This window comes from Blautia sp. AF34-10 (genome assembly GCF_003477865.1).
Classification (GTDB): domain Bacteria; phylum Bacillota; class Clostridia; order Lachnospirales; family Lachnospiraceae; genus Fusicatenibacter; species Fusicatenibacter saccharivorans.
This window is the reverse complement of record NZ_QUED01000029.1, coordinates 1-23,327: the sequence shown is the minus strand read 5'-3', so window position 1 is coordinate 23,327 and position 23,327 is coordinate 1. Positions and strand designations below refer to the sequence as shown.

The window sequence follows — 23,327 nt, the reverse complement described above, 5'->3', positions numbered from 1 at the left end:
TCTAAAAAAGCTTAACAGTAAATATTTGAAAGGGAGATTTTTACTATGAGTACAAACATCACAATTCCGGTTCCGGCAGTCCCGTTCGCACCGCCGGTTTACACCTGCCACCGCGCAAAAAAGCCGTTCGAGTTAGACGGAAACATCAACAAACCATTCTGGGAAGATGCCCCGTATACCGACGAATTTCTCGATATCGAAGGAAGCCACATGCCGCTTCCGCGCTTTGTCACCCGTGCAAAAATGCTCTGGGATGACGAGAACCTTTACGTAGCAGCCGTGCTTGACGGCGATGAAATCTGGGGACACCAGACCGAGCGCGACTCCGTCATTTTCCTCGACAACGATTTTGAAATCTTCGTTGACCCGGATTCTGATACGTACCATTACTATGAGTTCGAAATGAACGTTCTGAACACGGTATGGGATCTGTTTCTTTCCGAGCCATACCGTGACGGCGGAAGCGGCCTCAATGGCTACGACATGCACGGTCTGCGCACCGCTGTTCATGTAGATGGCTCCATCAACGATCCATCCGCAGAAAACAAGTGCTGGAGCGTTGAGGTTGTCATTCCGTTCGCTGCTCTCTATGAGTATCAGAAAGAACGCCGCGCACCGAAAAACGGAGAATTCTACCGTATGAACTTCTCCCGTGTTCAGTGGAAAGTGGACATCAAGGACAACACTTATGTAAAACGTACCAATGAAGCCGGAAACGTTCTCCCGGAGGACAACTGGGTATGGGCTCCGACCGGTGTCATCAACATTCATTACCCGGAACTCTGGTCTTTCGTTTTCTTCTCTGACGACCGCGACGACGCACCGTGTGACATCACGATTCCGGAGGACGAATACCGCAAATGGGAACTCCGCAAGCTGTATTACGCAGAAAACATTCTGTTTGAGACAACCGGTTCCTACAGCGACAGTCTTACCGTCTTACAGGAGACCCTTGCCGCTTACGCTCCAAATGACTTCAACAAAACCGTCAAAGCTCTTGACTACACCATTGAGACCACAAGCCACTCTTACCTGATCACCTGCCCGAGTGCCGACGGAGCACATTTACTCCTTCTGTCTTCCAATGGAAAGGTTGAAAAAGTTACACGTTAAGTGTATAATATGTGTTAGCACTCAAAATTTGTAACAGGATCGGTTTAAACTATGAAAAAAGTAACGTTACAGGAAATCGCGAACTCCCTGGGCATCTCCCGGACTACGGTCTGGAAGGTGTTCAGCGGACACGAAGGCGTCTCCGATTCCCTGCGCACCAAGGTCATCGCCAAAGCCCAGGAACTCGGCTATGCCATCCCGGAGGATTTTCAGTATCCGCAGAGCGCAGAGGAGACCACGCCGGTCAACATTGCAGTTGCCGTCTGCAGACCGGAAACCTCACTTTTCTGGATGACCATCATCCACCAAATTGCAAAAGTATTTTCGACACACAATGTCAATCTCGTTTACACGTATCTTCCGACTTCGGCGGATAAAACGTATTTTCTCCCGCCGACTCTTACAAACGGAAATGTTCACGGCATCATCGTTCTGAATGTGTACAACGAGCGTCTTCTGCGCCTGCTCGCAGAGACACAGATTCCGAAAGTGTTCCTGGACACTTCCTCTCTTGTTGCCCCGGATGAGCTGAACGGCGACCTGCTTCTCATGGAGAGCCGCACCAGTGTCCGCCGCATCACCTGCCATCTGCTCGAGCAGGGACGCACCCTTCCGGGCTTCATCGGTGATATCAGCTACGCACAGTCCAACCGCGAACGATATGAAGGTTTCTGCCAGGCTCTGGCGGATGCCGGTAAAAAGGTGGATTCTTCTCTCTGCCTGACGACACCGCTCGGCATCGATACGTACCGTGAAGAAATCGATACCTTCCTTTCTTCCCTGTCCCGCATGCCGGACGCTTTCGTCTGCGCCAGCGACTACGTTGCCTGCATTCTGATGCAGCTTCTCGAAAAACGGGGCTTACGCGTACCGGAGGACGTTGCAGTATCCGGCTTCGACAACAATACAGAGGATCTTCTGGCAGAACATCTGACGACCGTTCAGGTCTTCAACGAAGAACTCGGCGCACGTCTGGCACTCCAGATTCTGTACCGGATCAAATATCCGAACACGCCGCATGAAATTACGTATCTCGGCACCAACGTGCTGTACCGCGATTCCACCGGTGACTGATTTTATTTTTCATCTGTTTTCAAAAAAGACACCGTCTTCCCTTCCGGGACACGGTGTCTTTTTCTGTTGCTCGGCATATCAACAATTGGTCCAGTGGACCAATTGTGATTTCTATATTTTATTTCTGTTTTCTTACTTCGCGGTGCGGATGCGGATCGTACGGATCTCATACGGCTTGATCGTAAGCTCAATCTCGTTCTCCTTCACACCAAGCGCGCCCTCGATCGGGTTCTCGAGAAGGTCGGTCTCCTCAGCGGATGCAATTGCCTCTGCGCAGTGCAGGGTCACTTTCGTTCTTGCATTCTCCACCTCGTACAGACGAACGATTACGCCGTCGCCGTCCTCTGCCTTCTTCACAGTCTCAAGCACTACGTCGCGTTTGTCTACAGACAGGAATTCCATGCGGTCTTTCTCTGCTGCACCTGCAACTGCTTTTGCCGGTACGTTCAGGTTCAGAGCTTCCTGCTCGGTGCCTGCCTCACGCCATGTTCCTGCGTGCGGATACAGAGAGTAAGTAAAGAAATGCTCTTCCTGGTCTGCGGTCAGGTTCGGCTCAGTTCCGGATTTGATCAGAGTCTGCGTCATCACACGGTTCTTCATGGAATAGCCGTACTTGCAGTCGTTCATCAGGCTGACGCCGTAGCTTCCCTCTGAGATATCAGCCATTTGTGGCCGCATACTTCGAATCTTGCCTGATCCCAGCTTGTGTTGGTGTGCAGTTTTCTTGTCACATTACCGAACTGGATATCGAAAGTTGCCTCGTCGCTGTGAACGTCTACCGGGAAGTGAACTTTCAGTACATGCTCGGCGAACTTCCAGTCAACGTAGGTTTCGAAGTCGATTCTGCGGTCTTTTGCATAGAAATGGATCTGCTGGCGGATGACGGTGTCCATCACTTCGCGCTCAATTTCCAGTGTTGCGCGGACCGGACCGTTTTCTGTCCACTCCATGCGGCGTACACCCTCCACCTTCCAGGATTTCTCGGTATGGAAGATATCCAGGTTCCATGCGCTGTACTGCAGAGGTTTGTCCTCATAGATACGCAGCTCGTTGCCGGTTGTTCCGCTCTGAAGCACTTCGCGGTCATTCTCTTTATCAAACAAGGAAGTGAATTCACCGTTTGCATCGATCTGGATCGTGTAGAACGGAGTCTCAAGGGTATAGCCCTCTCCAGCTTCTGTTACAGCAAATGGCGTTTCCGCAGCGGCTCCGCTCGTCGGGCGCAGAACCTGATATCCTTTGGACGGCAGGTTTTCTGCATAGACAATGGCTCCGTCTTTCGTCTGCTGTACCGGATATACGGTGGTTCCGTCGGTCATGGCTTCTGCCGCGGTCTCACCGAGTACAACAACGTCGTTTCTTCTGTGGCCGAGAGTGTTCCATACGGTCACGCTCTCGTCTTTTGTTCCGCAGAGTGCTTCCATGCGCTCGCCGATCAGTTTTGCTGATGTCTCCGCAATCTCTGCATATTCTTTCTTCGTCTGCTCATATACCTCATGGATCGAGGAGCCCGGCAGAATATCGTGGAACTGGTTGGTCAGGATCATCTCCCACATGCGGTTCAGTTCTTCGGTCGGGTATGCTTTTCCGGCGTTTTCGGCCAGAACGGACAGAAGCTCTAATTCCATCATCGCGTACTCGCTCTTACGGTTGCCGCGTTTGTTGCGTGCCATCGAGGTGTATGTTCCGCGGTGGAACTCAAAATACAGTTCGCCGATCCAGGTTGGGAGGCGTTTGCTGTCTTTTACCTTCTCATGCAGCTCGTCGAAATACGTTCTCGCAAATGCCTGGCGTACTTTCGGCACACCTTTGATGCCTTTTTCCATACGTTTGGATGTCTCCAGCATTCTTCTGGTCGGGCCGCCGCCGCCGTCTCCGTAGCCGTAGCTGATCAGGATATCGTTGTTGATGTCCTTGTTCTGGTAGCGGTCCCATCCGCCCATGATGGCATCCGGGTGCAGCATTCCGTTGTATGTGGTAAAGAAGCTCGTCTCCGGCTGTCCGACGCCGAGCGTTGTGATCATATGAGTGAATACTTCACTTCCGTCGATGCCTTCCCAGTTCATCGTATCGTACGGCACTTTGTTGAACTCGTTCCATGCCAGTTTGGTCGTCATGAAGTAGTCAATTCCGCATTTTTTCAGAATCTGCGGCATCGCTGCGCTGTATCCGAAGACATCCGGCAGCCACAGGATCTTGTTGTCCACGCCAAACTCTTCTTTGAAAAAGCGTTTTCCGAACAGGAACTGGCGCACGAGGGACTCTCCTGAAGTCAGGTTGCAGTCTGCCTCAACCCACATGCCGCCTTCCGGCTCCCAGCGTCCTTCTTTGACTCTCTGGCGGATTTTCTCGTACACTTCCGGGTGTCTTTCTTTGACAAAGCTGTAGAGCTTCGGCTGGCTCGACATGAAGTGATAGTTCGGATACTCCTCCATCAGTTTTAATACCGTTGCAAAGCTTCGGCAGGATTTCTGGCGAACCTGGTCAATCGTCCACAGCCATGCCACATCAATGTGGGTGTGGCCGATGCACGTTGCCACAACTTCGTCCCAGCCGCCCATTTTTTCATAGATCTCTTCCTGGATGCATTTTTCTGCCTCTTCGATGGAAGCGTAGAACTCTTTACTGTACGGCTTGCGCAGGTCCAGCAGATTGATCGTGTTGGTCAGTGCGGTTTCGAGATCCAGACGCGTTTTATTATCCTCGTCCATACGGTTCAGGCCCTGCATCGGAACGATAAGGTCGTAATAGATCTCCTCGATTTTCGCATCATGCTCCTCAAGGTCTGCCAGCAGACGGAACTCGCTGTGCAGCGTTCCGGTGTAGGACTGCAGGTCAAGCTGGATTTTTTCACCGGCCTTTGCGTTTTCTCTTACAAGTACTTCGCGGTGGTTGATATCCATACCCTGGATCACTTCGCCGTTTGCAAACAGCAGGAACTGCGGGTTTCTTCCGTCATCCCAGTCGTCCAGTCCTGCATGGACTCTCATCCAGAGATTTTTTCCATCGAAACTCTCCGGAATGGTGATGGTGGTGCGGAACCAGTAATGTTTGTCCGGTCCGTACCAGCGGTCATTGACCGTATCAAACGATGTCCACGGCTCTTTTGATGCATCGGCCTCTGCCGGTGTGATATAGCATCCGTTTTTCACCTGCATATCGGTGATTTTGATTTTCTGTGAAATCGAAAGTCTTGCCAGTTCCTGGCAGATCACGTTCACACGCTCTTTTACAAATTTCATAGTGCCTCCTTATGCTTTCCATGGGGTCATTTTTAAAAAGAAAGTCCGCCGGACCTGCAGGCTTCTTTCACCCGTAAGCCCGGCGGACTTGTCGCTTTTTAAGTTATCTTATAAATCAAAGGCTATTCTCTTTCACATAGTTCAGCAGCTCATCTACGGTTGTGAATGCCATACCGGTTACAGTATCTGCGCATCCGTAGTAGATAGTGATTCTTCCGGTTGCTGCATCGCTTAAGGTTGCGCACGGGAATACTACGTTCGGAACATCACCCATGCACTCGTACTGGGTGATCGGAGCCATAATATAGTCTTTCGTTCTGTATTTTACTTTCCACGGCTCGTCGATATCAAGCAGTGCGCATCCCATACGATATACGTATCCGTTGCAGGTTGTGATAACGCCGTGGTAGATCAGCAGCCATCCCTCATCTGTTTCGATCGGAACCGGGCCGGCACCGATCTTGGTGCACTGCCATGCAGACTCATCGCCGCGGACCGGGCTCATCATGTGACGGTGTCTTCCCCAGAATTCCATATCTTTACTCTGGCTGACAAAGATATCGCCGAACGGTGTATGGCCGTTGTCGCTTGGACGGCTCATCATCATGTAGTAGCCGTTGATCTTTCTCGGGAACAGCACGCCGTTACGGTTGAATGGAAGGAATGCGTTCTCAAGCTGAACGAATTTCTTGAAGTCATAGGTGTAAGCAACACCGATGGTCGGGCCGTGATAGCCGTTGCACCAGGTTACATAGTATTTGTCGTCGATTTTGCAGACACGCGGGTCATAACGGTACTCTCTTGTCAGAATCTCCTCGTCAGCGCCCTCAAATTTGATCGGTTCATCCTCGATCTCCCAGTGGATACCGTCTTTACTTCTTCCAACGAAGATGTCCATGCTGATGGAACGGCTGTCGCAGCGGAATACACCTACGTATCCGTCCTCGAACGGTACGACTGCGCTGTTGAAGATACTGTTGGAACGTTTCTGCTCGTAACGGCCGATGATCGGGTTCTGATCATAGCGCCATACCGGCATGTGCTCTCCTGCTGGTTTTTCCTGCCAAGGCATATCCGGCAGATTGTTTCCGATGATTTTACTCATGATTGTTTCCCTCTGTGAAAATTATTTTTTTCTTTCTCTCTTGTCACGCCATACGGACATTTTTGATCTTTCGATCCGATACTTCTATCTTCGTCCATTTCTGCGCAAAAGTCAAGTGTTTTTGTTCACTTTTATGTAAATTTTCGTTTTCTTTGTTACTTTTTATCGTTCATTTATTCTCTTTTTCTGTTCATTTTGTTTACAAACAGATTTTTTTATTTTTCGTACGGTTTTCTTCCCCGCAGAATATCGGCATACCAGAATACAATTTCCGCAATGTGGTGCAGATCGCCTTCTTTGCTGATGCTTCTCCAGGACGCTTTATACTTCATAAACCAGGTTTCCAGCCGTCCCGCAAGTGCCGCGCAGGCTGCCTCATCTTTTTCTTTTCCAAGCTCGATATCACACAGTCTCGCACCCGTCTCATTCCAGATGTCAATCGCTTCCATCGTGAGTTCCAGCACCGGAACCATTGGACGGCAGGATTCTTCCAGAGCACCGGCTGTCTTTTTCAGTTCTTTTTTCAGAGCCGCAATTGTTTCCTTTGCAGCTGCACGCTTCGCCTCATCCTGGATTCTCGCGTCAAACAGCGCATTCCGGTTGTTCGGATGACCGAGCACTTTTTCCTCGTAAACGACGTTGGCATCCCACCAGTCAAAGATGGAGCATTCTGCCGTTTTTGCCATATAGGAAACGAATTTTCCGCTCCGGTCGCCGTAGGCCAGACGGGAAATCTGTTCATTCAGCTCCTCAAAGCTGTCGGTATCGTCTCCCCAGGAGAAGACGGCTCCATAGATCATGCCAGGAAGGGAAAAGTCCGGCTGATTGATGTGGCCGCAGTCACCCCAGTCTGTGTTCAGAACACCTTCCGCATGGTATTTTCTCGCATAGCCGCACATCCGTGCGATATTTTTGTAGCTGTTCTCCACCAGGTTCATCCACTGGTTCCAGCCGCCGACCCCAGGACAGAGATACTGTCTTGCACCAGCTTCCGCCATCACTTTTGCCTCATGCTCTCTCTGCTCGGCTGCATAGCCCCAGGTCAGGCAGACGGTTTCCTCTGGCAGCTCTTTGATCAGCTCCGGCTGTGCGCAGATGATATCGCCCCAGAACATCGGCTTTTTGCCTTTTGCCACGAGAAACTCGCAGAGCTCTTTTACATAGTCGATATACAGGCGGTGAACGCCTTTCTCGTCTGCCAGCGGTTTCGATTTTCCTTTTCCAAGGTCGAACGTTTCGTCCGCGCAGATGTTGAATTTATCCGTGGCAAAAAGCGCCATGTACTCCTCGATCATGGCCTTGATCAGCTCGATCGCTCTGCCGCCGGAGACATCCACCGTGTGATGCTGCATCCGGTCCCAGAAGGAAAACGGCTCTTTCCAGCTGTCTGGGAATTCACAGAGGTCGCCATAGCTCTTTGTGGAGAGCAGCATGTACAGATGGCCGAACGTTGCGATCGACGGCACCAATTCGATATGAAGCTTTGCGCAGTACGCATCCAGCTCGCGGATTTCCTCTGCCGTAAGCGGCGTCTCATCGCGCCACATCTCGGAAAGTCCGGAGAACAGATACGTGTGCTCCACATAGAGCTGCAGCTGGTTCAGCTTGTAGTACGCCATGCGGTCTGCCACCTGTTTTAAATAGGAAAGTGTCAGCACACGGCCTCTCGTCTCATCGAGATAATAGCCGCGCACCGGCAGATCCGGCTCATCCTCGATCCGCACGGCAGGAAGCAGTGCACCGTATTCGTGCATCATCTGGCACAGCGTCTGCACACCGTAGAGCACGCCGGCTCCGTCTCCGCCCTGGATGCGGATTTCCTCCTCTGTCACCTGCAGCACATACTGCTGGCTTTTCCTTGTCTCATCCAGTTCCAGCACAATCGCGCCGGTCTCTTTTCTTCCCGGAACGCCGTATCCGATATCGTACTGCATTCCGGTTTCCTTTTTGATTCCCTTCTGCAGCACTTTCGCATACGTATCCCCATTTCCCAGCAGTCTGCCATCCAGTACAATTCTGCCGTCATAGCAGAGTGCATGTTCCCCCGTCAGGAGTTTTACCTCTTTTGGTTTTGGTAAAAATTTCATTTTCCTTCTCCTCTTGTTTTTTGTTTTCTTTGTAACCATAGAACTTTCACTGAACGTTAAGTAACATTTTGAAACCACTTTTCTCTTCTCCCCCATCCTACCATATTTTTTCCACATATTCCACAATAATTTGTAATTTTCTTCAATTTTTTTCAAAATTTCTTCCTGTTCTGCTCTTTTATATGTAAAGTAACTTTTGTTTCCCATTTTCATTCCGGAACAAAATCTGTTTTTTCGGATGAATGCGATCATCGGCTTTACCGCTCTGGCTGCCGCCCACGTCAATCAGCCGGACCAGGTGCAGGAATACCTGAACAAGATTTCCACCTCCGGCCAGCACCTTTTTCCGCCTGAACCAGATTCTGCTGAATCTGCTGAGCAATGCCACGAAATTCACACAGAACGGCAGCACCATCATTGTCCGTATTATTCAGAAACCGTACTATAAAAAAGGGTATGCGCTCTACGAATTCCACGTCCGCGACAACGGCATCGGCATAAGCCGGGAATTCCAGGAGCACCTCTTTGAATCGTTTACACGCGAGGAGACTTCTACGGTCAGCGGCATTCAGGGTACGGGACTTGGCATGGCGATCAACGTCAGCCATATGGTACAGGAAATCGCGATGGAGCTCCTTTCGAACGCCGGATTTTCCGTCAGCCTTGCAGACGACGGCGATGTTGCCGTTGAGACGCTCCGCACCGCAGCGCCGGATCAGTTCGATCTGGTGCTGATGGATATTCAGATGCCGAAACTCGACGGATACTCTGCAACGCGCCAGATCCGCACGCCGGACGGCGCCATTGCCAAAGTGCTTGGCTGATTCCCCTTTCTTATCTGCCGGAACCGTGAATTTTCTCTTACTCGAAAAAGAGGAGAAAAAGTTCACGGCTCCGGCAGATTTTTTCTTGCATTCTTTCGGGGAAGTGTGCTAGAGTGAAGGTATCATATTTTATAAGAGGTGCTTATTTTGGATATTAATTACGAGTTATATAAGGTTTTCTATTACGTTGCCACCACACTCAGTTTTTCCGAGGCCTCCAAGCTGCTTTTTATCTCGCAGTCAGCGGTCAGCCAGTCGATCAAGGTACTGGAGAAAAAGCTTGGAATCACGCTCTTTATCCGCAGTACAAAGCGCGTGCAGTTAACGCCGGAGGGAGAAACGCTGCTGCGCCACGTAGAGCCTGCGATCAACCTGATTGCGCGCGGTGAAGCACAGATTATGGAAGCGGGAACGCTTGGCGGCGGCCAGCTCCGCATCGGCGCGAGCGACACAATCTGCCGCTATTTCCTTGTTCCGTACCTGAACCGTTTCCACCGCTCCTTTCCGAATGTCCACATCAAGGTGACAAACCAGACTTCGACCCAGTGTGTCGATCTGCTGGAATCCGGCCAGGTGGATTTCATCGTGACCAATTATCCAAACTCGCATCTTTCCAGCCGTCTTCAAACGATTCCGATTCATTCGTTCCACGATATCTTCATCGCAAACGGCGAATATTACCCGGAACTGGAAAACAGGCCGGTTCACTTAAAAGAGCTGCTGCAGTACCCGATTCTGATGCTCGACCGCAAGAGTACGACGAGTGAGTTCCTGCACAGCCAGTTTCAGCGGTTCCAGCTCGACCTCGTGCCGGAAATTGAGCTTGGCAGCAACGATCTTCTGATCGACCTGGCGAGTATCGGCCTTGGCATCGCGTTTGTGCCGGACTACTGCCTTGTAAAAGAGACGGCGGCCTTCCAGCTCGACCTCGTGGAGGAGCTTCCGCCGCGCCAGCTTGTCGTTGCCCACAGCTCCCATCTGCCGATCCCGCAGGCGGCAAAAGAGTTCATGAGCATGCTGGAAAAAGGCGCCGAATAACTTTTTCCGATCTATACGTCAAAAGAGGCAGGATCCTCAAGAAATTTTTCTGGATCCCTGCCTCTTTTTCTGTTTTTATGATCCGTTCTGGATTTACTGCTCGCTGCCGTCTTTCTGCACCGGTTCGGATGCTTCCGCTTTTTCCGGGCTTTCTGCATCCGCTGCTGCCTTTCCGGCTTCTGCTTTCAGATACTCTTTGAGCTCTTCCGGGCTGGAGATCTGAATGTTGCGGTTTACTTTTGCATCGTATGTATCGGCTCTCATGATTTCGGAGAGATCGACACCGGTCGCCTCTTTCATCGACTCAAACAGCTTTGCCATCACCACCGGCACATTGCCCGCTACGGAGCCGATGCCGTTGTCTTCGCTTCCGCCGCCGATGATCGTAATCTTGTCGATCTGGCTGAGCGGCTCTGCGATCTTTCCGGCGATCTCCGGCAGAACCTTGATCATCATCTCTGCCATTGCGGCTTTGTTGTAGCGCTGGTAAGCCTCAGCTTTCTTCTCCATACCTTCGGCCTCTGCAAGTGCCTGGGCACGGATGGATGCGGCTTCCGCCTCACCTTTTGCCTTGATACCGAGTGCTTCCTGCTCCATCGCATAGCGCTGGGCTTCTGCCTGGGCTTTCTTTGCCTCCGCCTCGCGGATTTTTTCGAACTGGTCTGCCTCTGCGTCTTTCTGACGGCGGTACAAATCTGCCTCTGCCTGCTGCTGTTTTGCGTAACGCTCGGCCTCGGCTTTCTTCTTGACTTCTGCCTCGAGGGATTTCTCGGTTACTTCTACTTCTCTGGCACGGAGCTCAACCTCGCGCTCCTGACGGGCGATGTTCGCATTCGCGGAAGTGATTTCCAGCTCTTTTCTCTGCTGCTCTTCCTGAATCTTGTACGCTGCATCTGCCTCTGCCTTTTTGATATCGGACTCTTTTTTCAGCTCTGCCGACTTGATTGCCAGATCGTTGTTTTTCTTTGCGATCTCGGTCTCGGCAAGAACGCGCTCATCGTTCGCCTCTTTATTTGCACGCGCCTGGGCAATTTTGATTTCTTTCTCGGAATTGGCACGGGCGATCGCCGCAGATTTCTTGATTTTTACGATATTGTCGATACCGAGGTTTTCAATGACCTGATTGGAATCAACGAAATTCTGTACGTTGAAGCTGATGATGTCAAGTCCCATCGCAGCCAGGTCCGGTTCTGCATTTTCTTTGACCAGCTCCGCAAACTTCTGGCGGTCGGAAACCATCTCTTCCAGACGCATCTTTCCAACGATCTCACGCATGTTTCCTTCAAGGACTTCTCTTGCAACCTTGGCAATATATTCGCTGTCGCGGTTCAGGAAGTTCTGGGATGCTTTCTGGAGCTTCTGCGGTTCGTCCCCGACTTTGATGTTGACGGCTGCATCCACCTGAATATTGATGTAGTCAGCGGTCGGAACGGCGTCGCTCGTCTTCACATCGATCGCTACCAGCTTCAGACTCAGCTTGTCCAGCCGCTCAAAGAATGGGAGCTTGATGCCGGCTTTACCGATCAGGATCCGCTGGCCTTTTTTGAAACCGGAAATAATAAATGCGGTATCCGGCGGCGCCTTCACATAACCGCTCGCCAGAATGGCAAGAATGATCACCACAACGGCGATCACGGCAATCATGGTTGCATGTTCGAATACAAATTCCATCTTGTTTCCTCCCTTTTTTCTGCGGATGCTTTTCGCTCCGCGTTCTGCTTTTGTGTCTGTGTTATTTTCACTATAGCATTTTTTGCGGGATAAATACAACTGCATTATTATTACGATTTTGTAAGATTTCTGTTCGGGCAAAAACAATCCGCTGGAGCAGATTCTGATATGCCTTGCAACAAAAAAACGAAGGAGCTTCTTTTTACAGAAACTTCTTCGCCTTTCCTTTTTTTCACTGATCCTGCTCTTATGCTCTTTCGACAATCTTCTCCAGCGCTTTTGTGATCGCTGCTTTCAGCTCCGTCTGATCTGCCGGTGTCTTGACGGCCAGCTGACGGATCAGTGCTGTTACGTGATCGTCTCCAACCTCACCAAGGCTCGTAACGGCCGCGATTTTTACGTCTACATCGTCTACTTCCAGAAGAGAAGTCAGAATATTAACAGAACCATCATTTCTCGAAGCTGCACAGGCTTTTGCAAGCGCTACCTGCGTTGTCTTGTCCGAATCCAGATACTGTTTTCTTAATTTGTCCCATTTTCCTTTTTCCACCATTTTTTTCAGCTTGTCTTCCGATGCCTCTTTTGAACCAAACATTGTAAATCCTTCTTTCTTTTTGCTCTTATTTTTGGTGGATGCAGCAACTGCCGCGGCGAATCAAAAAGGTTCGTAGTGTTTTTGCTGTCGTCCCTGTCATGTCCGCCACATTGTAACCATGCTCTCGTCCATAACAGAAATTATACTCCTTTTCTTCTGGTTTTTGAACAGAAATACTATAAAGTTTTTATAAAAATTGTTACTTTTTCACATTTTTTTCTTGTTGTTCTGCTTTTTATTTCAGATATCCCGTATATTCCGCCGTATGCAGCAGTTTATTGGCGTTTTCCACGCGCTCCTTGGTCGGCGGGTTGATGCCTTCGAGTTTGTATGGGATTCCTAAGGTTTCCCATTTGAATACGCCGAGGGTGTGGTATGGGAGAACCTCTACGCGCTGTACGTTGTGCAGGCTGTGTAAAAACTCATCGAGGCGAATCAGGTATTCATCGTAGTCGCTGCGTTCCGGGACGAGGACGTGGCGGATCCAGACTGGTTTGCCGATCTCGTCAAGGTAGCGCGCCAGATCGAGGATGTTCTCGTTGGTGCAGCCGGTCAGCTCTCTGTGCGCCTTGTCGTCAATCAGCTTGATATCGAGCAGCAACAGGTCGGTGTATTTCATCAGCTCATTAAATTTGCTGAAATACGGCTCCTCTCTTGTGAACGGATTTCCACTGGTATCCAGCGTTGTGTGAACGCCGTTCTTTTTTGCCTTGCGGAACAGCTCGATCAGGAAGTCGATCTGCAGCAGCGGTTCTCCGCCGCTTACAGTAATGCCGCCCTTTTCGCCCCAGTAATTTTTGTAGCGGAGCGCCTTTTTCAGCACCTCATCTGCGGTCTGCCAGTCGGCATCTTTCATCGTCCAGGTATCCGGGTTGTGGCAGAACTGGCAGCGCATGTTGCAGCCCTTCACGAAAATCACGTAGCGTACGCCAGGTCCGTCGACGGATCCGAAGCTCTCGATCGAATGGATCGCGCCCTTTACCGGGCCATTGTTATTCTGATTCATTTCACTCATATTTTTTCCTCTTCTTTCCAACTTACTATCTTTCTATTTTTCTGTATTTTCCGGTCAAATTTCAGGGTTCTGCTTGATTATACGGAAATCCGCGGTTCTTTTCAAGTCATTTCCATGTACAAAATCGAACACATGGCAGGATAAAAATTTGGTTCGCTATATTGCATTATGATATAGTCTGTGTTATGATCTACTCAACAAGGAGGTGTTCATATGAATCCACAACTCAAAAAGGGCGTCCTCGAGCTCTGTGTCCTCTCCCAGCTGACAAAAGAGGACAAATACGGCTATGAGCTGACAGACGCCATTTCCCGCGAAATGTCCATCGCCGCAGGAACGCTCTATATGATTTTAAAACGACTCAAGGAAGCCGGTTACGTGGAAACGTATCTGCAGGAATCCGCATCCGGCCCTGCCCGGAAATATTACCATCTGACTGAAGCAGGAACAGCTTATCAGCAGGAGAAAAAACAGGAATGGCTGGATTTCACCCAGCAGATCAACCGACTGATTTCAGATGAAACGATCTGACGATAGAAAGGAAAATCATGATGAATACAACGTATGAAACTTATATGAATGCATTGAAACAGGGCCTTGCATCCTTTGATTCTGCCGCCGCAGAGGAAATTTTAAACGATTTCGAATCCCATTTCGCCGACGCCCGCAGCCAGGGTCTCTCCGATGAGGAAATCTGTGCGGAACTCGGCAATGTCGACGATGTCCTCGAATTTTTCCGTCAGGAATATGCCACAACGGAGCAGCCTGTTGCAAACGTGCTGCCACAGGAGAAAACCCACTCCAATTCTGAAGAAACACATCCGAACTACCCGTACGCCCCTTCCACCGCCATCACCGCTATGGAAATCTCCCTGCGGAACGCTTCTGCCGACTTTGCTCCGGGCACTTCCGCTTCGGTTGAGTTTGACTTTTCCGGCGACTTCGATCCGGACCGCTTCGAGGCAGGCATTGATGGCAATACGTTCTGTCTGCGAGAGAAAAAGCTCATCCCTTCCGTATTCTGGAAACATCTTTTCTGCAATAATCACCAGAAAGAGGTGTTCTCCTTCCAGGTGCCGTCCACCGTACAGAAGCTGACGCTCCGCTCTTTGAACGGCGCGGCCGGGCTTGATACCCTCTCCCTTACTACGCTCGAAATTTCCGCCACAAACGGCAAAATCACCGGCGATTCCCTTTCCGCATCCAGCTGCCGCATACAGGCTGCGAACGGAAAGATCGTCCTGACCCGTCTGCGCACAGACAGCCTCGATGTTTCCGCCACAAACGGCAGACTTGAAATCACCGGCGACTGCTCCCGCGCAGCTTTAAACGGTGTCAACGGCAAAGTCCTCTTCGAGGGAACCTGTTCCGAGTCCCTGACAGCAAAATCCGTCAACGGTTCCGTGAAACTCCATCTCCCGCACGACCTTGCCGATGCGTCCATTCATGCATCCACGACAACCGGAAAAATCCGCCTCGTCTCCAATGGAAGAACGGATTCCTACACAAAAACATTCACCCGCTCCGGTATTTCTGCATTCACCATTCAGGCAAGTACCGTCAACGGAAATGTCCTGCTCTCTGACTTGCCGGCAGAAAACTGACAAAAAAGAATGGACTGGATAAAATGTTTTTCTTTAGTCGACTGATATGTAAGAAGAACACTGACTACAAAATCAGTGTCCTTCTTTCTTCCTTTACATATATTTCATAATAGTCGGCAATAATACATTCATATCTATTGGTTTTGCAACATGATCATTCATGCCACTTGCCAAAGCCATCTTCTTATCTTCTTCAAACGCATTTGCTGTCATTGCAACAATTGGAATCTGCGATTTGTTACCGTCTTTCAGTTCTCGAATTCTCCTGGATGCTTCATATCCGTTCATAATCGGCATCTGAATATCCATCAGAATCAGACTGTAGTAATTTTGCTTTGCTTTGTTAAACATATCAATACATGCAACGCCGTTCTCCGCTCTTTCTATCATGATTCCCTCTTCCGTCAAAAGTTCCGTTGCAATTTCTGCATTCAAGTCATTATCTTCTACCAAAAGAACCCTTTTTCCTTCCAGTTTTTTGATATTCAACTGACCGTCTGCATGTTTCGGATTCCTTTCTTCCGCATTTGCTATTTTTAATGGAAGCGTGATTGTAAAAGTAGAACCTGCTCCCGGTTTGCTCTGAACTGTGATCTTGCCATCCATTAAATCCACCAGTTTCTTCACGATTCCCATGCCAAGTCCGCTACCTTCTATTCCGCTGTCTGACGAAGATCGTTCCTGTGAAAATGATTCAAAAATATGTTTTTGGAATTCTTCTGACATTCCGATTCCGTTGTCTGCTATGATAAGCTCTAATACACTCCAACCTTCTTTTTCGCCGGGATATTGGTTCAATGTACAGCTTATGTTACCGCCTTCACCCGTGTATTTCACAGCATTACTCAAAATGTTAATCGTAATTTCAGATGATCTTGCATCATCCATATGCAGGTATGGATATCGAATGTTCTTATTGACTTTCAGTGTTTGATGTTTTTCTTCTATCGGTTTTCTAAACATATCAATACATAAATCAAAGTTTTTAGAAACATCTGTTATTGTTTCATCCAGCGTTGCTTGGTTGTTTTCGATTCGTGCTAATTCAAGAATGTTATCAATCAAATGCAGCATTTTCTTTCCGCACAATAATATTTTTTCAAAGTAATCCTCTAATATAGTTGGCTCCTTTAAATGTTTCTCTCCCAATTCTGCATATCCAATGATTGCATTCATAGGGGTACGAATATCATGAGACATATTAAATAGAAATGTTGATTTTGCTTTGTTAGCTGAATCGGCCAGTCTTGCAGCTTCCTGCAACAGTTTTTGCTGTTTCTGCTCATTTTCTTTTTGCTTCTTATATACAGAATATCCACAGGTACATAATATTACCAAAATACACGCTGTAATGCATCCCAGTACAATACTTAACTTATTCGTCTTCTCAACCATTCCATACGCTTTCTGCATATCCATTTCTATGCAGAAAGCACCTATCACTTCATTAGATTCATCTTCCGCTGTCACAGGATAACAGGCTGTAAAAATAGGTCCCCATGTTGTATCAACAATATCCTGAGAATATACTGTTTTTCCAGAAAGTGCTTTTTCTATATAAGGAACCATCTCCTTTTCAATCGGATCTCCTGGATGTCTGACGTCACCAGCCGATGGATCCAGTCCGTCTACAACGTAAATCAATCTACCGTCTTCATTTCTGGTTGCTGTGTAAATATATCTCGTAGAATTCAGCGTTCTGATTTCATTCATATATGTCGACATATTCTTGAATAGTTCTGTATTCTCATCAGCTTTACTTTTTATTTCATTAAAATCTTTTCGTCCCAGTCTGTTATTTACCAGCTTATGAACCGCATCTGCACTGGAAATATCTCGTTCAATTTCTGTTTTCAGAGCAGTTTTGGTATATGCTTGTTGTAAAATAAAAGTATATGCAACAACAGCCAAAATCACCATTGCCAGAAGGAATACCAACCGTCCCTCAAAAATTTTCCAATGATTTACCGGATTTTGATCTTTTCTTTTTTGTTTTATATAGTTATTTTTCATCATCGTATTTCACATGCCTTTTATCTAATTTTAATTTAATACAAAAACGTCTCAACTCTTCACGTATTTTGCAAACATGGGTTACATTTCCAGACTCATCCCTTTTTTACAGTAAAAAGCATCCTGTGCCAACTGCCATCACACATACGGTATTCTGTGGAAATGCATTCTTCCGCCTTCAATCTTGCTGAAAGTGTAGAGATATCCAGAAATGGACGGATCAGCGAGCGGTATTCAGATGCAGCCATTGTATCACAAAACTGATACAGTTTCTGTTCTGTCATAACAAAATCCTCTCTCTATGTTTCCTGTCTGCTTATCCCATGCAACTGGAAGGCTCCTGATTGCTGCGGTTGCCTCATAATCATTCATGACAGGCATTTTGCTTTCTCAACTCTTCGCTTATGGTCTGCTTAATTTTTTCATCATCCAACGGCTTTGCAAGATGTGCGTTCATTCCTGCTTCCATACACCTTTCGGCATCTTCCCTGAATGCATTTGCAGTCATAGCAATGATAGGAATTGTTTTTGCATCCTGCCGATCCAGAGCTCTTATTGTTCTTGCAGCTGTAAGACCATCCATCACCGGCATCATAACATCCATTAAAATAACATCGTATGTTCCCGGTTCGGAAGCTTCAAAATGCTGAACAGCTTCTAACCCATTGTTCACTGTTTCTACTTTAGCTCCATTTTCCGTCAGCATAAATTCTGCTATTTCCACATTCAGCTCATTATCTTCAACCAGCAATACCCGGATATCTGATATATCTGCATCAAAATCTTCTTTTTCTTCTGGCCGTGCATTCGTATCAATTTTAAATGGAAGTATTACAGTAAAACAACTTCCTTCACCAAGCTTGCTTTCAACGGTTATGGTTCCGCCCATCTTTTCTACAAGTTGTTTCACAATAGGCATTCCCAGACCTGTCCCATTATAATCAGAACGTGGGGAATTATCTGCCTGTACAAATGGAGTAAACAATTCATTTTTTATAAATTCTTCTGACATTCCAATTCCATTATCTCTTATTTTAAATTCACATGTCATGTGATCTTCTGATCTTTCAATCGTTCTCATACTCATGTAAATAGAACCATTCACCTTATTGTACTTCATACTGTTTGTAAACAGATTCATCAATACTTTTTTCAGATGAACTGCATTGCTCCAAACATATATACCACTGTAATCATCATGTTCTCCTATAACATGAAGTCCTTTTTCTTCTGCCTGAAAGTATAGCGACTCCGTGATTTCTTTACATACCTGATCCAGATTGATGGATTCATCACCAAAAACCACGGTATCCGATTCTAACTTTGCCATATCCAAAACATCATTTACCAATGATAATAGCAGTTTCGAAGACTCATTTATTTTATTCAGGCAATCTTTTGCCCGCTCACCATCATTTCCGCTTTTTTCAAGAATTGTAAGCATGCCCATAATGCCATTGATCGGTGTCCTGATGTCATGAGACATGTTATTTAAAAAGGAAGTCTTAGCCTTATTGGCACTCTGTGCTTCTACAAGTGCATTTTGTAATTCCTGCCGTTTTTCTTCCAGTTCCTGATTCAGTTTTAATGCCTGTTCAGCAGATTTCTTGAATCTTTCCTCCGCACGTTTTGACTTCTTCCAAGAACGAAGAATGATACACAAAACAATGAAAAAAGAAATTCCAACGATAAGTGAAACTGGCAGTAAATTATCCTGAATAAAATCCCTCACTGTAACTTTTCGTGAGGAAACATTATACGAAACTACTGCACCCGAAAATTGAGCTGTAGGCATAGATGTCAGTGTTTTATTCAGAATGGACAAAAGAACCGGTTCTCCCTGCTGAACAGCAAATGAAACATCAGCTTCTTTTGTCAGGAAAGCGCTATGAAGCTTATTATTTTTCAAATAGTTTGAAACAGTACCTGAATTGCTTACAATACAATCTGCCTCCCCTTTCTGCATTGCTTTTACTGCTGCATCTGATGTCTCATATTCCATAACCTTCCATTGTGGATAATTGTATGAAAGATATGCTTTCAATACAAAATTATCTTTTTCAACAGCAGCTACATTCTCTTTATTCTCATCAAAAGAATCCTTTGCCGTAATTGCTGCCATATTGAGAGTCAACAGCGTATCCGACAAAGCAAATCCATTTGTTTCCGCAAAGTATGGATTCTGGTTTGCATGAAAAATCAGGTCTATTTTTCCATCCTGCAATGCCTGAAGCAGTTCACTTCTTGTATCATACCCCTTTAATTCAAATTCCAGAGTCTGACCTTGCAGACAATTTTCTGCAAGATCCACATAATCTGTAATAACACCTGTCAGTTTACCTGTTGATGGATCTACACTGCTGATACCTCCATCCTGATTCAGATACCCTATCCGGATTGCACCATGCTGCCCGATCCACTCACTTTCTTCTTTTGAAAGAAACGAGCTGCTCTGTGCAGAAAGATAACGCCTGTAGAGATCATCTGTGTAAAATGGGTTGTCATCCTTGATTCTGCGCATAGCACTATCCAATGCTTCTTTGATATCCGGACGTTCTGGATTTATAGCGAAATAGATTTCTGTCTCTCCAATACTTGTAAGCGGTGAAATATCCGATTCTTCCCAACGGGATTCTTCTACCGAAACGAAGCAGTCAATTTCATGTTTCGATAGTTTGTCCATAATTTCTGTGGTTGTAGAAACATTGATATGCTTCGTATGCAGACCATATTTTGATTCCCATTCATTAAGCACATCCTCCACTATATTATCTTTAGACACACCAATATTTTTTCCCTCAAAAGAATCCAAATTTCCTGCTGTAAGATCCATATTGGATGCATCCGTATAGATGTAGTATTTCTCTTCCCCCATAGGCATATCGGAAAAAAGCATATTTTCAGCACGTTCGTCTGTATAGGAAATGCCACCAAGAATATCAATCTCTCCATTTTCCAACTGTGTAAAGCAGTTTTTCCAATCACTTGTTATGTATTTATATGTCCATCCTGCATAACCTGCAATATCTTGAAGATACTCATAACCATAGCCGCTTCTTTCTCCCTTTTCATTGACTACATTATAAGTTTCCTCAAAAGATCCTACCCGGATAACATGATCAGAATTTTCTTGGGCAGATGTGGAAACAGGAAAAACAACCAAACATATCATTATGCAAAATATAAAATAACAAAATTTGAAATTTCTTATATTCTGTACTAATTTGCACTTCTTCATCTTTCTCCCACCCTCCAGGCTACAGTCGCTTGCTTGCTTGCAGATTTTAATTTTACATTCATTAATGTTCAATACCCCCACAACATTTTTATAAATATCTTTGCGACAGCTTCTGCTGTACTTTTACTATAATTATACTCTACAGCCAACTTGTGTCAATTTACTAACAGAGTAATTACATTCTTTTACTCCTTAATCTTGCTATTACTCTCCCCACAAATAGAGCCAAACTAGAGCCATTCGATAAAACAAATGCCGAAAACCCGCATAAATACAGGCTTTCGGCATTTTAGTCCGTTACTCGAACTCCTTTGCGGACTGCGTTTCATGACACGCAAAGGCTGTTATTAGAGGTTTATGTTTCAAACACGCGTTCTGATTTTTCGTTTTTCGCACCGCTTATGAAGAAATAAACTCCAAAATAACTCCATTTTACTCTTTATTATTTTGTTGTTCTTCTCTTGCGTACAGGAGATCCAATGCCTGACATACAACACCACTCATGCTCTGATAGTGTCTTTCTGCATACTCAACAAGTCTCTGTTTTTGTTCTGGAGTCACCCGTACTCGTATGTTTTCTTCTTTGCCATCTTTTGGTGTTTTTCTAGCCAAACATATCACTTCCCTTCCACAAGTACAGTTTACTACTGATTACTACAAAATGTCAATCTATTTTTGTTATTTATATATATATTCTCTTGGACTAATCTTGAGTTATCTTGGACTAATTTACTTCTCACTCCTGTAGATCTTTATCTACAATCTCCCAGTAACCATTCTTTGGAGATCCATGTCTTATAAGAATACCATACTCTTTTAACTTCTTAATATTGTTCTCAATATTTCGACTGGCAACCCCAATTTTTTCAGCTAACTTAACTGCTGATAATTGATGATCTTCTGAAAGTAACTTTATAATCTTTTGCTGTGTATTGTTGAGGTCTGTTCTCCACACTACCTCCGATGCTTCTCCGATGCTTTCTTTTCCATTTGTCATCGGAAATGAACTACGGAACAGCTCTACCCGAAACATATTATCGAATTCCTGAAATCTCGGCTTCGAAAGTCCATACTCTTCTGCAGCATTAAGGATTCTTTTTATTCCGCTTCCCCATGCTTCTACAAGTCCCATCTGACTGAATATATTGGCAATGCCTTTATTCCGGATCTTCGAATGACCATTCATGACTTCCTCATAAGTTAATCCGTTATATAATCCACCCGGAGAAGTCACCTCCAGTCTGTCATCATAAACTGCGACCTGAATACAAGATTCATCCAACAGGTTACAGTGACAATGGGCGTTAATGATCATTTCCAATAAGCGGAGCTACCATAAAATCTGCCGGATCAGTAATCGCATCTGCCAGGAAAATGGACTTGCCACCAGTATGCCAACCGGAGAAAAAGGAAAAAGCTATAAAGAGAACATGGAATATCATCATGGCACCAGTTGGAAAGTCAAGCTACGTGTTGCAGTTGATAAGGCAATCTGGACTTCCATCAACTATGAGGAATTTCTACAAAAAATGCAGTTAGCCGGATATGAAGTCCGCCAAGGAAAACACCTGTCCTTCCGTGCACCGGAGCAGAAGGACTTCACTTACATGAAATCTCTCGGAAGTTATTATAGCGAAGAAAATGTCCGCATCCGTCTGGCAAAAAATCGTAGCAAAGTGAAAACTCCAAAGCATCCGTCCAGAGATGCTCGCCTGTATATCAATATTTCCACTTATGTTACAACCGGCAATCGAGAAGGATTTGAACGTTGGGCAAAACTAAATAATCTAAAAGAGGCAACCCGCACCTTCAACTATCTTTCTGAAAATAATCTGCTGAATTATGAAGATTTTCAACAGCATGTTTCTGATGTTGATGCTTCTGTTAAAGCGGCTGAACAGAGAATAACACAAATCAACAATGAACTGAACACGCAGAAAGTCATTCAAAAACATTGTGATTCTTACCGGCTCTGCCGTAAAGTGATTGAAGATTGCAAATCTGCTAAAAATCCAAAAGCATACCGGACCAAACATCAAGCAGAATACCAACTCCACGATTCACTAAAAAAAGAGCTTCAGGATCTCGGTGTTACCAAAATCCCAAGCTCTAATAAAATCCAGAAGCAAATTGAAAATCTTGAATCTGAACAGGCTGCTACTGTCCGGGAAATACAGGAATTGCAGAAAAAACAAAAGACGCTAGATATCATTAGACAGAATTTTACAGCACTGCTCTATGCTCCTGAGATCAGTTCAGACTTACTTCCAGCAAAACGGGAACCTATTTCTGTCACAAGAGATAAATAGGATTGCACTGACAACTCAATTATTCTTTTCCAAATCCTCCCAAGGTTTCAGATCTATTTCCTCCTAGGTGACACCATACGGTGCACCTCCGGAGGTATTTATCTTTGGCTTATGCCAGTTGAGTAACTAAACGAAAAAAGCGGGATTTCCCGATCTTCTCATATTATTTATGGACTTTTCTTTTACAAATACTAAATATGACTAAGGATATTCCCATTAAAGAAAGCCACATAATTACATTCGTATCATCTCCCGTTTTTACATTTGGAGTATGACTGCTATTATCACCTGATGGTTCTTCTGAAACTGGTGGCGTATTCGTGGTAATTGGTGGTATCGATTCATTTTTAAATTTAGGTTCTGCCGTTACATTCCAAATTATCTGACCATCATAATTAC

General features: G+C 46.1%; 20 protein-coding genes and 2 pseudogenes. 9 read left to right on the top strand and 13 right to left on the bottom strand.

The features are described 5' to 3' along the window. Positions 1–45 precede the first annotated feature (45 nt). A complete protein-coding gene (locus tag DWZ60_RS14745) occupies positions 46–1,113 on the top strand; it encodes a carbohydrate-binding family 9-like protein (RefSeq protein WP_022463171.1) in 1,068 nt (355 codons plus the stop codon). Positions 1,114–1,164: 51 nt separating this feature from the next. Continuing rightward, positions 1,165–2,187: a LacI family DNA-binding transcriptional regulator gene (locus DWZ60_RS14740; protein ID WP_022463170.1), complete on the top strand. Its 1,023-nt coding sequence runs from the start codon at positions 1,165–1,167 to the stop codon at positions 2,185–2,187. 132 nt (positions 2,188–2,319) lie between these two features. Here DWZ60_RS14740 and DWZ60_RS20380 read toward each other — a convergent pair whose 3' ends face one another. The 4 genes and pseudogenes from DWZ60_RS20380 to DWZ60_RS14725 form a co-directional block, all read right to left on the bottom strand. Next, complete coding sequence (locus tag DWZ60_RS20380) at positions 2,320–2,589, bottom strand: glycosyl hydrolase-related protein (protein ID WP_330422363.1); 270 nt, start codon at positions 2,587–2,589, stop codon at positions 2,320–2,322. 204 nt (positions 2,590–2,793) lie between these two features. Further along, positions 2,794–4,748 (bottom strand): annotated as a pseudogene (locus DWZ60_RS20375) (alpha-mannosidase); the annotation flags it as partial. Between the two features lie 796 nt (positions 4,749–5,544). Continuing rightward, positions 5,545–6,534, bottom strand: coding sequence for a glycoside hydrolase family 130 protein (locus tag DWZ60_RS14730; protein WP_055221374.1), 990 nt, complete (start codon positions 6,532–6,534; stop codon positions 5,545–5,547). Between the two features lie 215 nt (positions 6,535–6,749). Continuing rightward, positions 6,750–8,621, bottom strand: a complete 1,872-nt coding sequence (locus tag DWZ60_RS14725) for a beta-N-acetylhexosaminidase (RefSeq protein ID WP_117802545.1) — start codon at positions 8,619–8,621, stop codon at positions 6,750–6,752. Between the two features lie 238 nt (positions 8,622–8,859). Here DWZ60_RS14725 and DWZ60_RS18435 point away from each other — a divergent pair, with 238 nt between their 5' ends. From DWZ60_RS18435 to DWZ60_RS14715, 4 genes and pseudogenes are all read left to right on the top strand, one after another. Beyond that, positions 8,860–9,069: a hypothetical protein gene (locus tag DWZ60_RS18435; protein WP_226906391.1), complete on the top strand. Its 210-nt coding sequence runs from the start codon at positions 8,860–8,862 to the stop codon at positions 9,067–9,069. Beyond that, positions 8,984–9,157: pseudogene (locus tag DWZ60_RS21325) on the top strand (ATP-binding protein); the annotation flags it as partial. The gene DWZ60_RS18435 and the pseudogene DWZ60_RS21325, both read left to right, overlap by 86 nt. 51 nt (positions 9,158–9,208) lie before the next feature. Then, on the top strand, positions 9,209–9,445 hold the full coding sequence (locus DWZ60_RS18425) for a response regulator (protein ID WP_242998512.1): 237 nt from the start codon (positions 9,209–9,211) through the stop codon (positions 9,443–9,445). 147 nt (positions 9,446–9,592) lie between these two features. Continuing rightward, a complete protein-coding gene (locus DWZ60_RS14715) occupies positions 9,593–10,483 on the top strand; it encodes a LysR family transcriptional regulator (protein ID WP_117510270.1) in 891 nt (296 codons plus the stop codon). A gap of 93 nt (positions 10,484–10,576) precedes the next feature. Here the strand turns inward: DWZ60_RS14715 and DWZ60_RS14710 are convergent, their stop codons facing one another. The 3 genes from DWZ60_RS14710 to pflA all read right to left on the bottom strand — a co-directional run bounded on the left by DWZ60_RS14710 (position 10,577) and on the right by pflA (position 13,764). Next, complete coding sequence (locus DWZ60_RS14710; RefSeq protein ID WP_022463163.1) at positions 10,577–12,154, bottom strand: flotillin family protein; 1,578 nt, start codon at positions 12,152–12,154, stop codon at positions 10,577–10,579. 247 nt (positions 12,155–12,401) lie between these two features. Further along, positions 12,402–12,749, bottom strand: a complete 348-nt coding sequence (locus DWZ60_RS14705) for a HEAT repeat domain-containing protein (RefSeq protein WP_022463162.1) — start codon at positions 12,747–12,749, stop codon at positions 12,402–12,404. A 235-nt stretch (positions 12,750–12,984) separates the two neighbouring features. Next, entirely contained in the window at positions 12,985–13,764 is a 780-nt protein-coding gene (gene pflA, locus DWZ60_RS14700; RefSeq protein ID WP_330411471.1) for a pyruvate formate-lyase-activating protein, read from the bottom strand. 213 nt (positions 13,765–13,977) lie between these two features. On the opposite strand from pflA, the gene DWZ60_RS14695 reads away from it, so the two are divergent. Together DWZ60_RS14695 and DWZ60_RS14690 are read left to right on the top strand one after the other, a co-directional pair. Then, positions 13,978–14,295 (top strand): PadR family transcriptional regulator, encoded by a 318-nt coding sequence (locus DWZ60_RS14695; protein ID WP_022463160.1) that lies wholly within the window; start codon positions 13,978–13,980, stop codon positions 14,293–14,295. Positions 14,296–14,312: 17 nt separating this feature from the next. After that, on the top strand, positions 14,313–15,368 hold the full coding sequence (locus tag DWZ60_RS14690; RefSeq protein ID WP_119221960.1) for a DUF4097 family beta strand repeat-containing protein: 1,056 nt from the start codon (positions 14,313–14,315) through the stop codon (positions 15,366–15,368). 93 nt (positions 15,369–15,461) lie between these two features. On the opposite strand, the gene DWZ60_RS14685 is transcribed toward DWZ60_RS14690, so the two are convergent. The 5 genes from DWZ60_RS14685 to DWZ60_RS18420 all read right to left on the bottom strand — a co-directional run bounded on the left by DWZ60_RS14685 (position 15,462) and on the right by DWZ60_RS18420 (position 21,934). Next, positions 15,462–17,384: a hybrid sensor histidine kinase/response regulator gene (locus DWZ60_RS14685; RefSeq protein ID WP_119221958.1), complete on the bottom strand. Its 1,923-nt coding sequence runs from the start codon at positions 17,382–17,384 to the stop codon at positions 15,462–15,464. A 92-nt stretch (positions 17,385–17,476) separates the two neighbouring features. Beyond that, positions 17,477–17,665, bottom strand: a complete 189-nt coding sequence (locus DWZ60_RS14680; RefSeq protein ID WP_119188852.1) for a hypothetical protein — start codon at positions 17,663–17,665, stop codon at positions 17,477–17,479. 80 nt (positions 17,666–17,745) lie between these two features. Then, complete coding sequence (locus DWZ60_RS14675; protein ID WP_118595530.1) at positions 17,746–20,619, bottom strand: response regulator; 2,874 nt, start codon at positions 20,617–20,619, stop codon at positions 17,746–17,748. A 432-nt stretch (positions 20,620–21,051) separates the two neighbouring features. Next, complete coding sequence (locus DWZ60_RS14670) at positions 21,052–21,231, bottom strand: hypothetical protein (protein ID WP_028086473.1); 180 nt, start codon at positions 21,229–21,231, stop codon at positions 21,052–21,054. 124 nt (positions 21,232–21,355) lie between these two features. Then, entirely contained in the window at positions 21,356–21,934 is a 579-nt protein-coding gene (locus DWZ60_RS18420) for an ATP-binding protein (RefSeq protein WP_243038353.1), read from the bottom strand. On the opposite strand from DWZ60_RS18420, the gene DWZ60_RS14655 reads away from it, so the two are divergent. Next, positions 21,927–22,928, top strand: coding sequence for a relaxase/mobilization nuclease domain-containing protein (locus tag DWZ60_RS14655; RefSeq protein ID WP_227093986.1), 1,002 nt, complete (start codon positions 21,927–21,929; stop codon positions 22,926–22,928). The two genes, DWZ60_RS18420 and DWZ60_RS14655, sit on opposite strands and share 8 nt — an antisense overlap. A 163-nt stretch (positions 22,929–23,091) precedes the next feature. On the opposite strand, the gene DWZ60_RS17615 is transcribed toward DWZ60_RS14655, so the two are convergent. Then, positions 23,092–23,327 (bottom strand): hypothetical protein (locus DWZ60_RS17615; RefSeq protein WP_207664422.1); only part of this gene is annotated, 236 nt, incomplete at its 5' end.

Coding starts and splice junctions, on each gene's coding strand:
- DWZ60_RS14705 (WP_022463162.1), bottom strand. CDS start 12,749: ATGTTTGGTTCAAAAGAGGCATCGGAAGACAAGCTGAAAAAAATGGTG.
- DWZ60_RS14680 (WP_119188852.1), bottom strand. CDS start 17,665: ATGACAGAACAGAAACTGTATCAGTTTTGTGATACAATGGCTGCATCT.
- DWZ60_RS14675 (WP_118595530.1), bottom strand. CDS start 20,619: ATGAAGAAGTGCAAATTAGTACAGAATATAAGAAATTTCAAATTTTGT.
- pflA (WP_330411471.1), bottom strand. CDS start 13,764: ATGAGTGAAATGAATCAGAATAACAATGGCCCGGTAAAGGGCGCGATC.
- DWZ60_RS14725 (WP_117802545.1), bottom strand. CDS start 8,621: ATGAAATTTTTACCAAAACCAAAAGAGGTAAAACTCCTGACGGGGGAA.
- DWZ60_RS14730 (WP_055221374.1), bottom strand. CDS start 6,534: ATGAGTAAAATCATCGGAAACAATCTGCCGGATATGCCTTGGCAGGAA.
- DWZ60_RS14655 (WP_227093986.1), top strand. CDS start 21,927: ATGATCATTTCCAATAAGCGGAGCTACCATAAAATCTGCCGGATCAGT.
- DWZ60_RS14740 (WP_022463170.1), top strand. CDS start 1,165: ATGAAAAAAGTAACGTTACAGGAAATCGCGAACTCCCTGGGCATCTCC.
- DWZ60_RS14685 (WP_119221958.1), bottom strand. CDS start 17,384: ATGATGAAAAATAACTATATAAAACAAAAAAGAAAAGATCAAAATCCG.
- DWZ60_RS14690 (WP_119221960.1), top strand. CDS start 14,313: ATGATGAATACAACGTATGAAACTTATATGAATGCATTGAAACAGGGC.
- DWZ60_RS14745 (WP_022463171.1), top strand. CDS start 46: ATGAGTACAAACATCACAATTCCGGTTCCGGCAGTCCCGTTCGCACCG.
- DWZ60_RS14695 (WP_022463160.1), top strand. CDS start 13,978: ATGAATCCACAACTCAAAAAGGGCGTCCTCGAGCTCTGTGTCCTCTCC.
- DWZ60_RS18420 (WP_243038353.1), bottom strand. CDS start 21,934: ATGATCATTAACGCCCATTGTCACTGTAACCTGTTGGATGAATCTTGT.
- DWZ60_RS20380 (WP_330422363.1), bottom strand. CDS start 2,589: ATGGAATTCCTGTCTGTAGACAAACGCGACGTAGTGCTTGAGACTGTG.
- DWZ60_RS18435 (WP_226906391.1), top strand. CDS start 8,860: ATGAATGCGATCATCGGCTTTACCGCTCTGGCTGCCGCCCACGTCAAT.
- DWZ60_RS14710 (WP_022463163.1), bottom strand. CDS start 12,154: ATGGAATTTGTATTCGAACATGCAACCATGATTGCCGTGATCGCCGTT.
- DWZ60_RS18425 (WP_242998512.1), top strand. CDS start 9,209: ATGGCGATCAACGTCAGCCATATGGTACAGGAAATCGCGATGGAGCTC.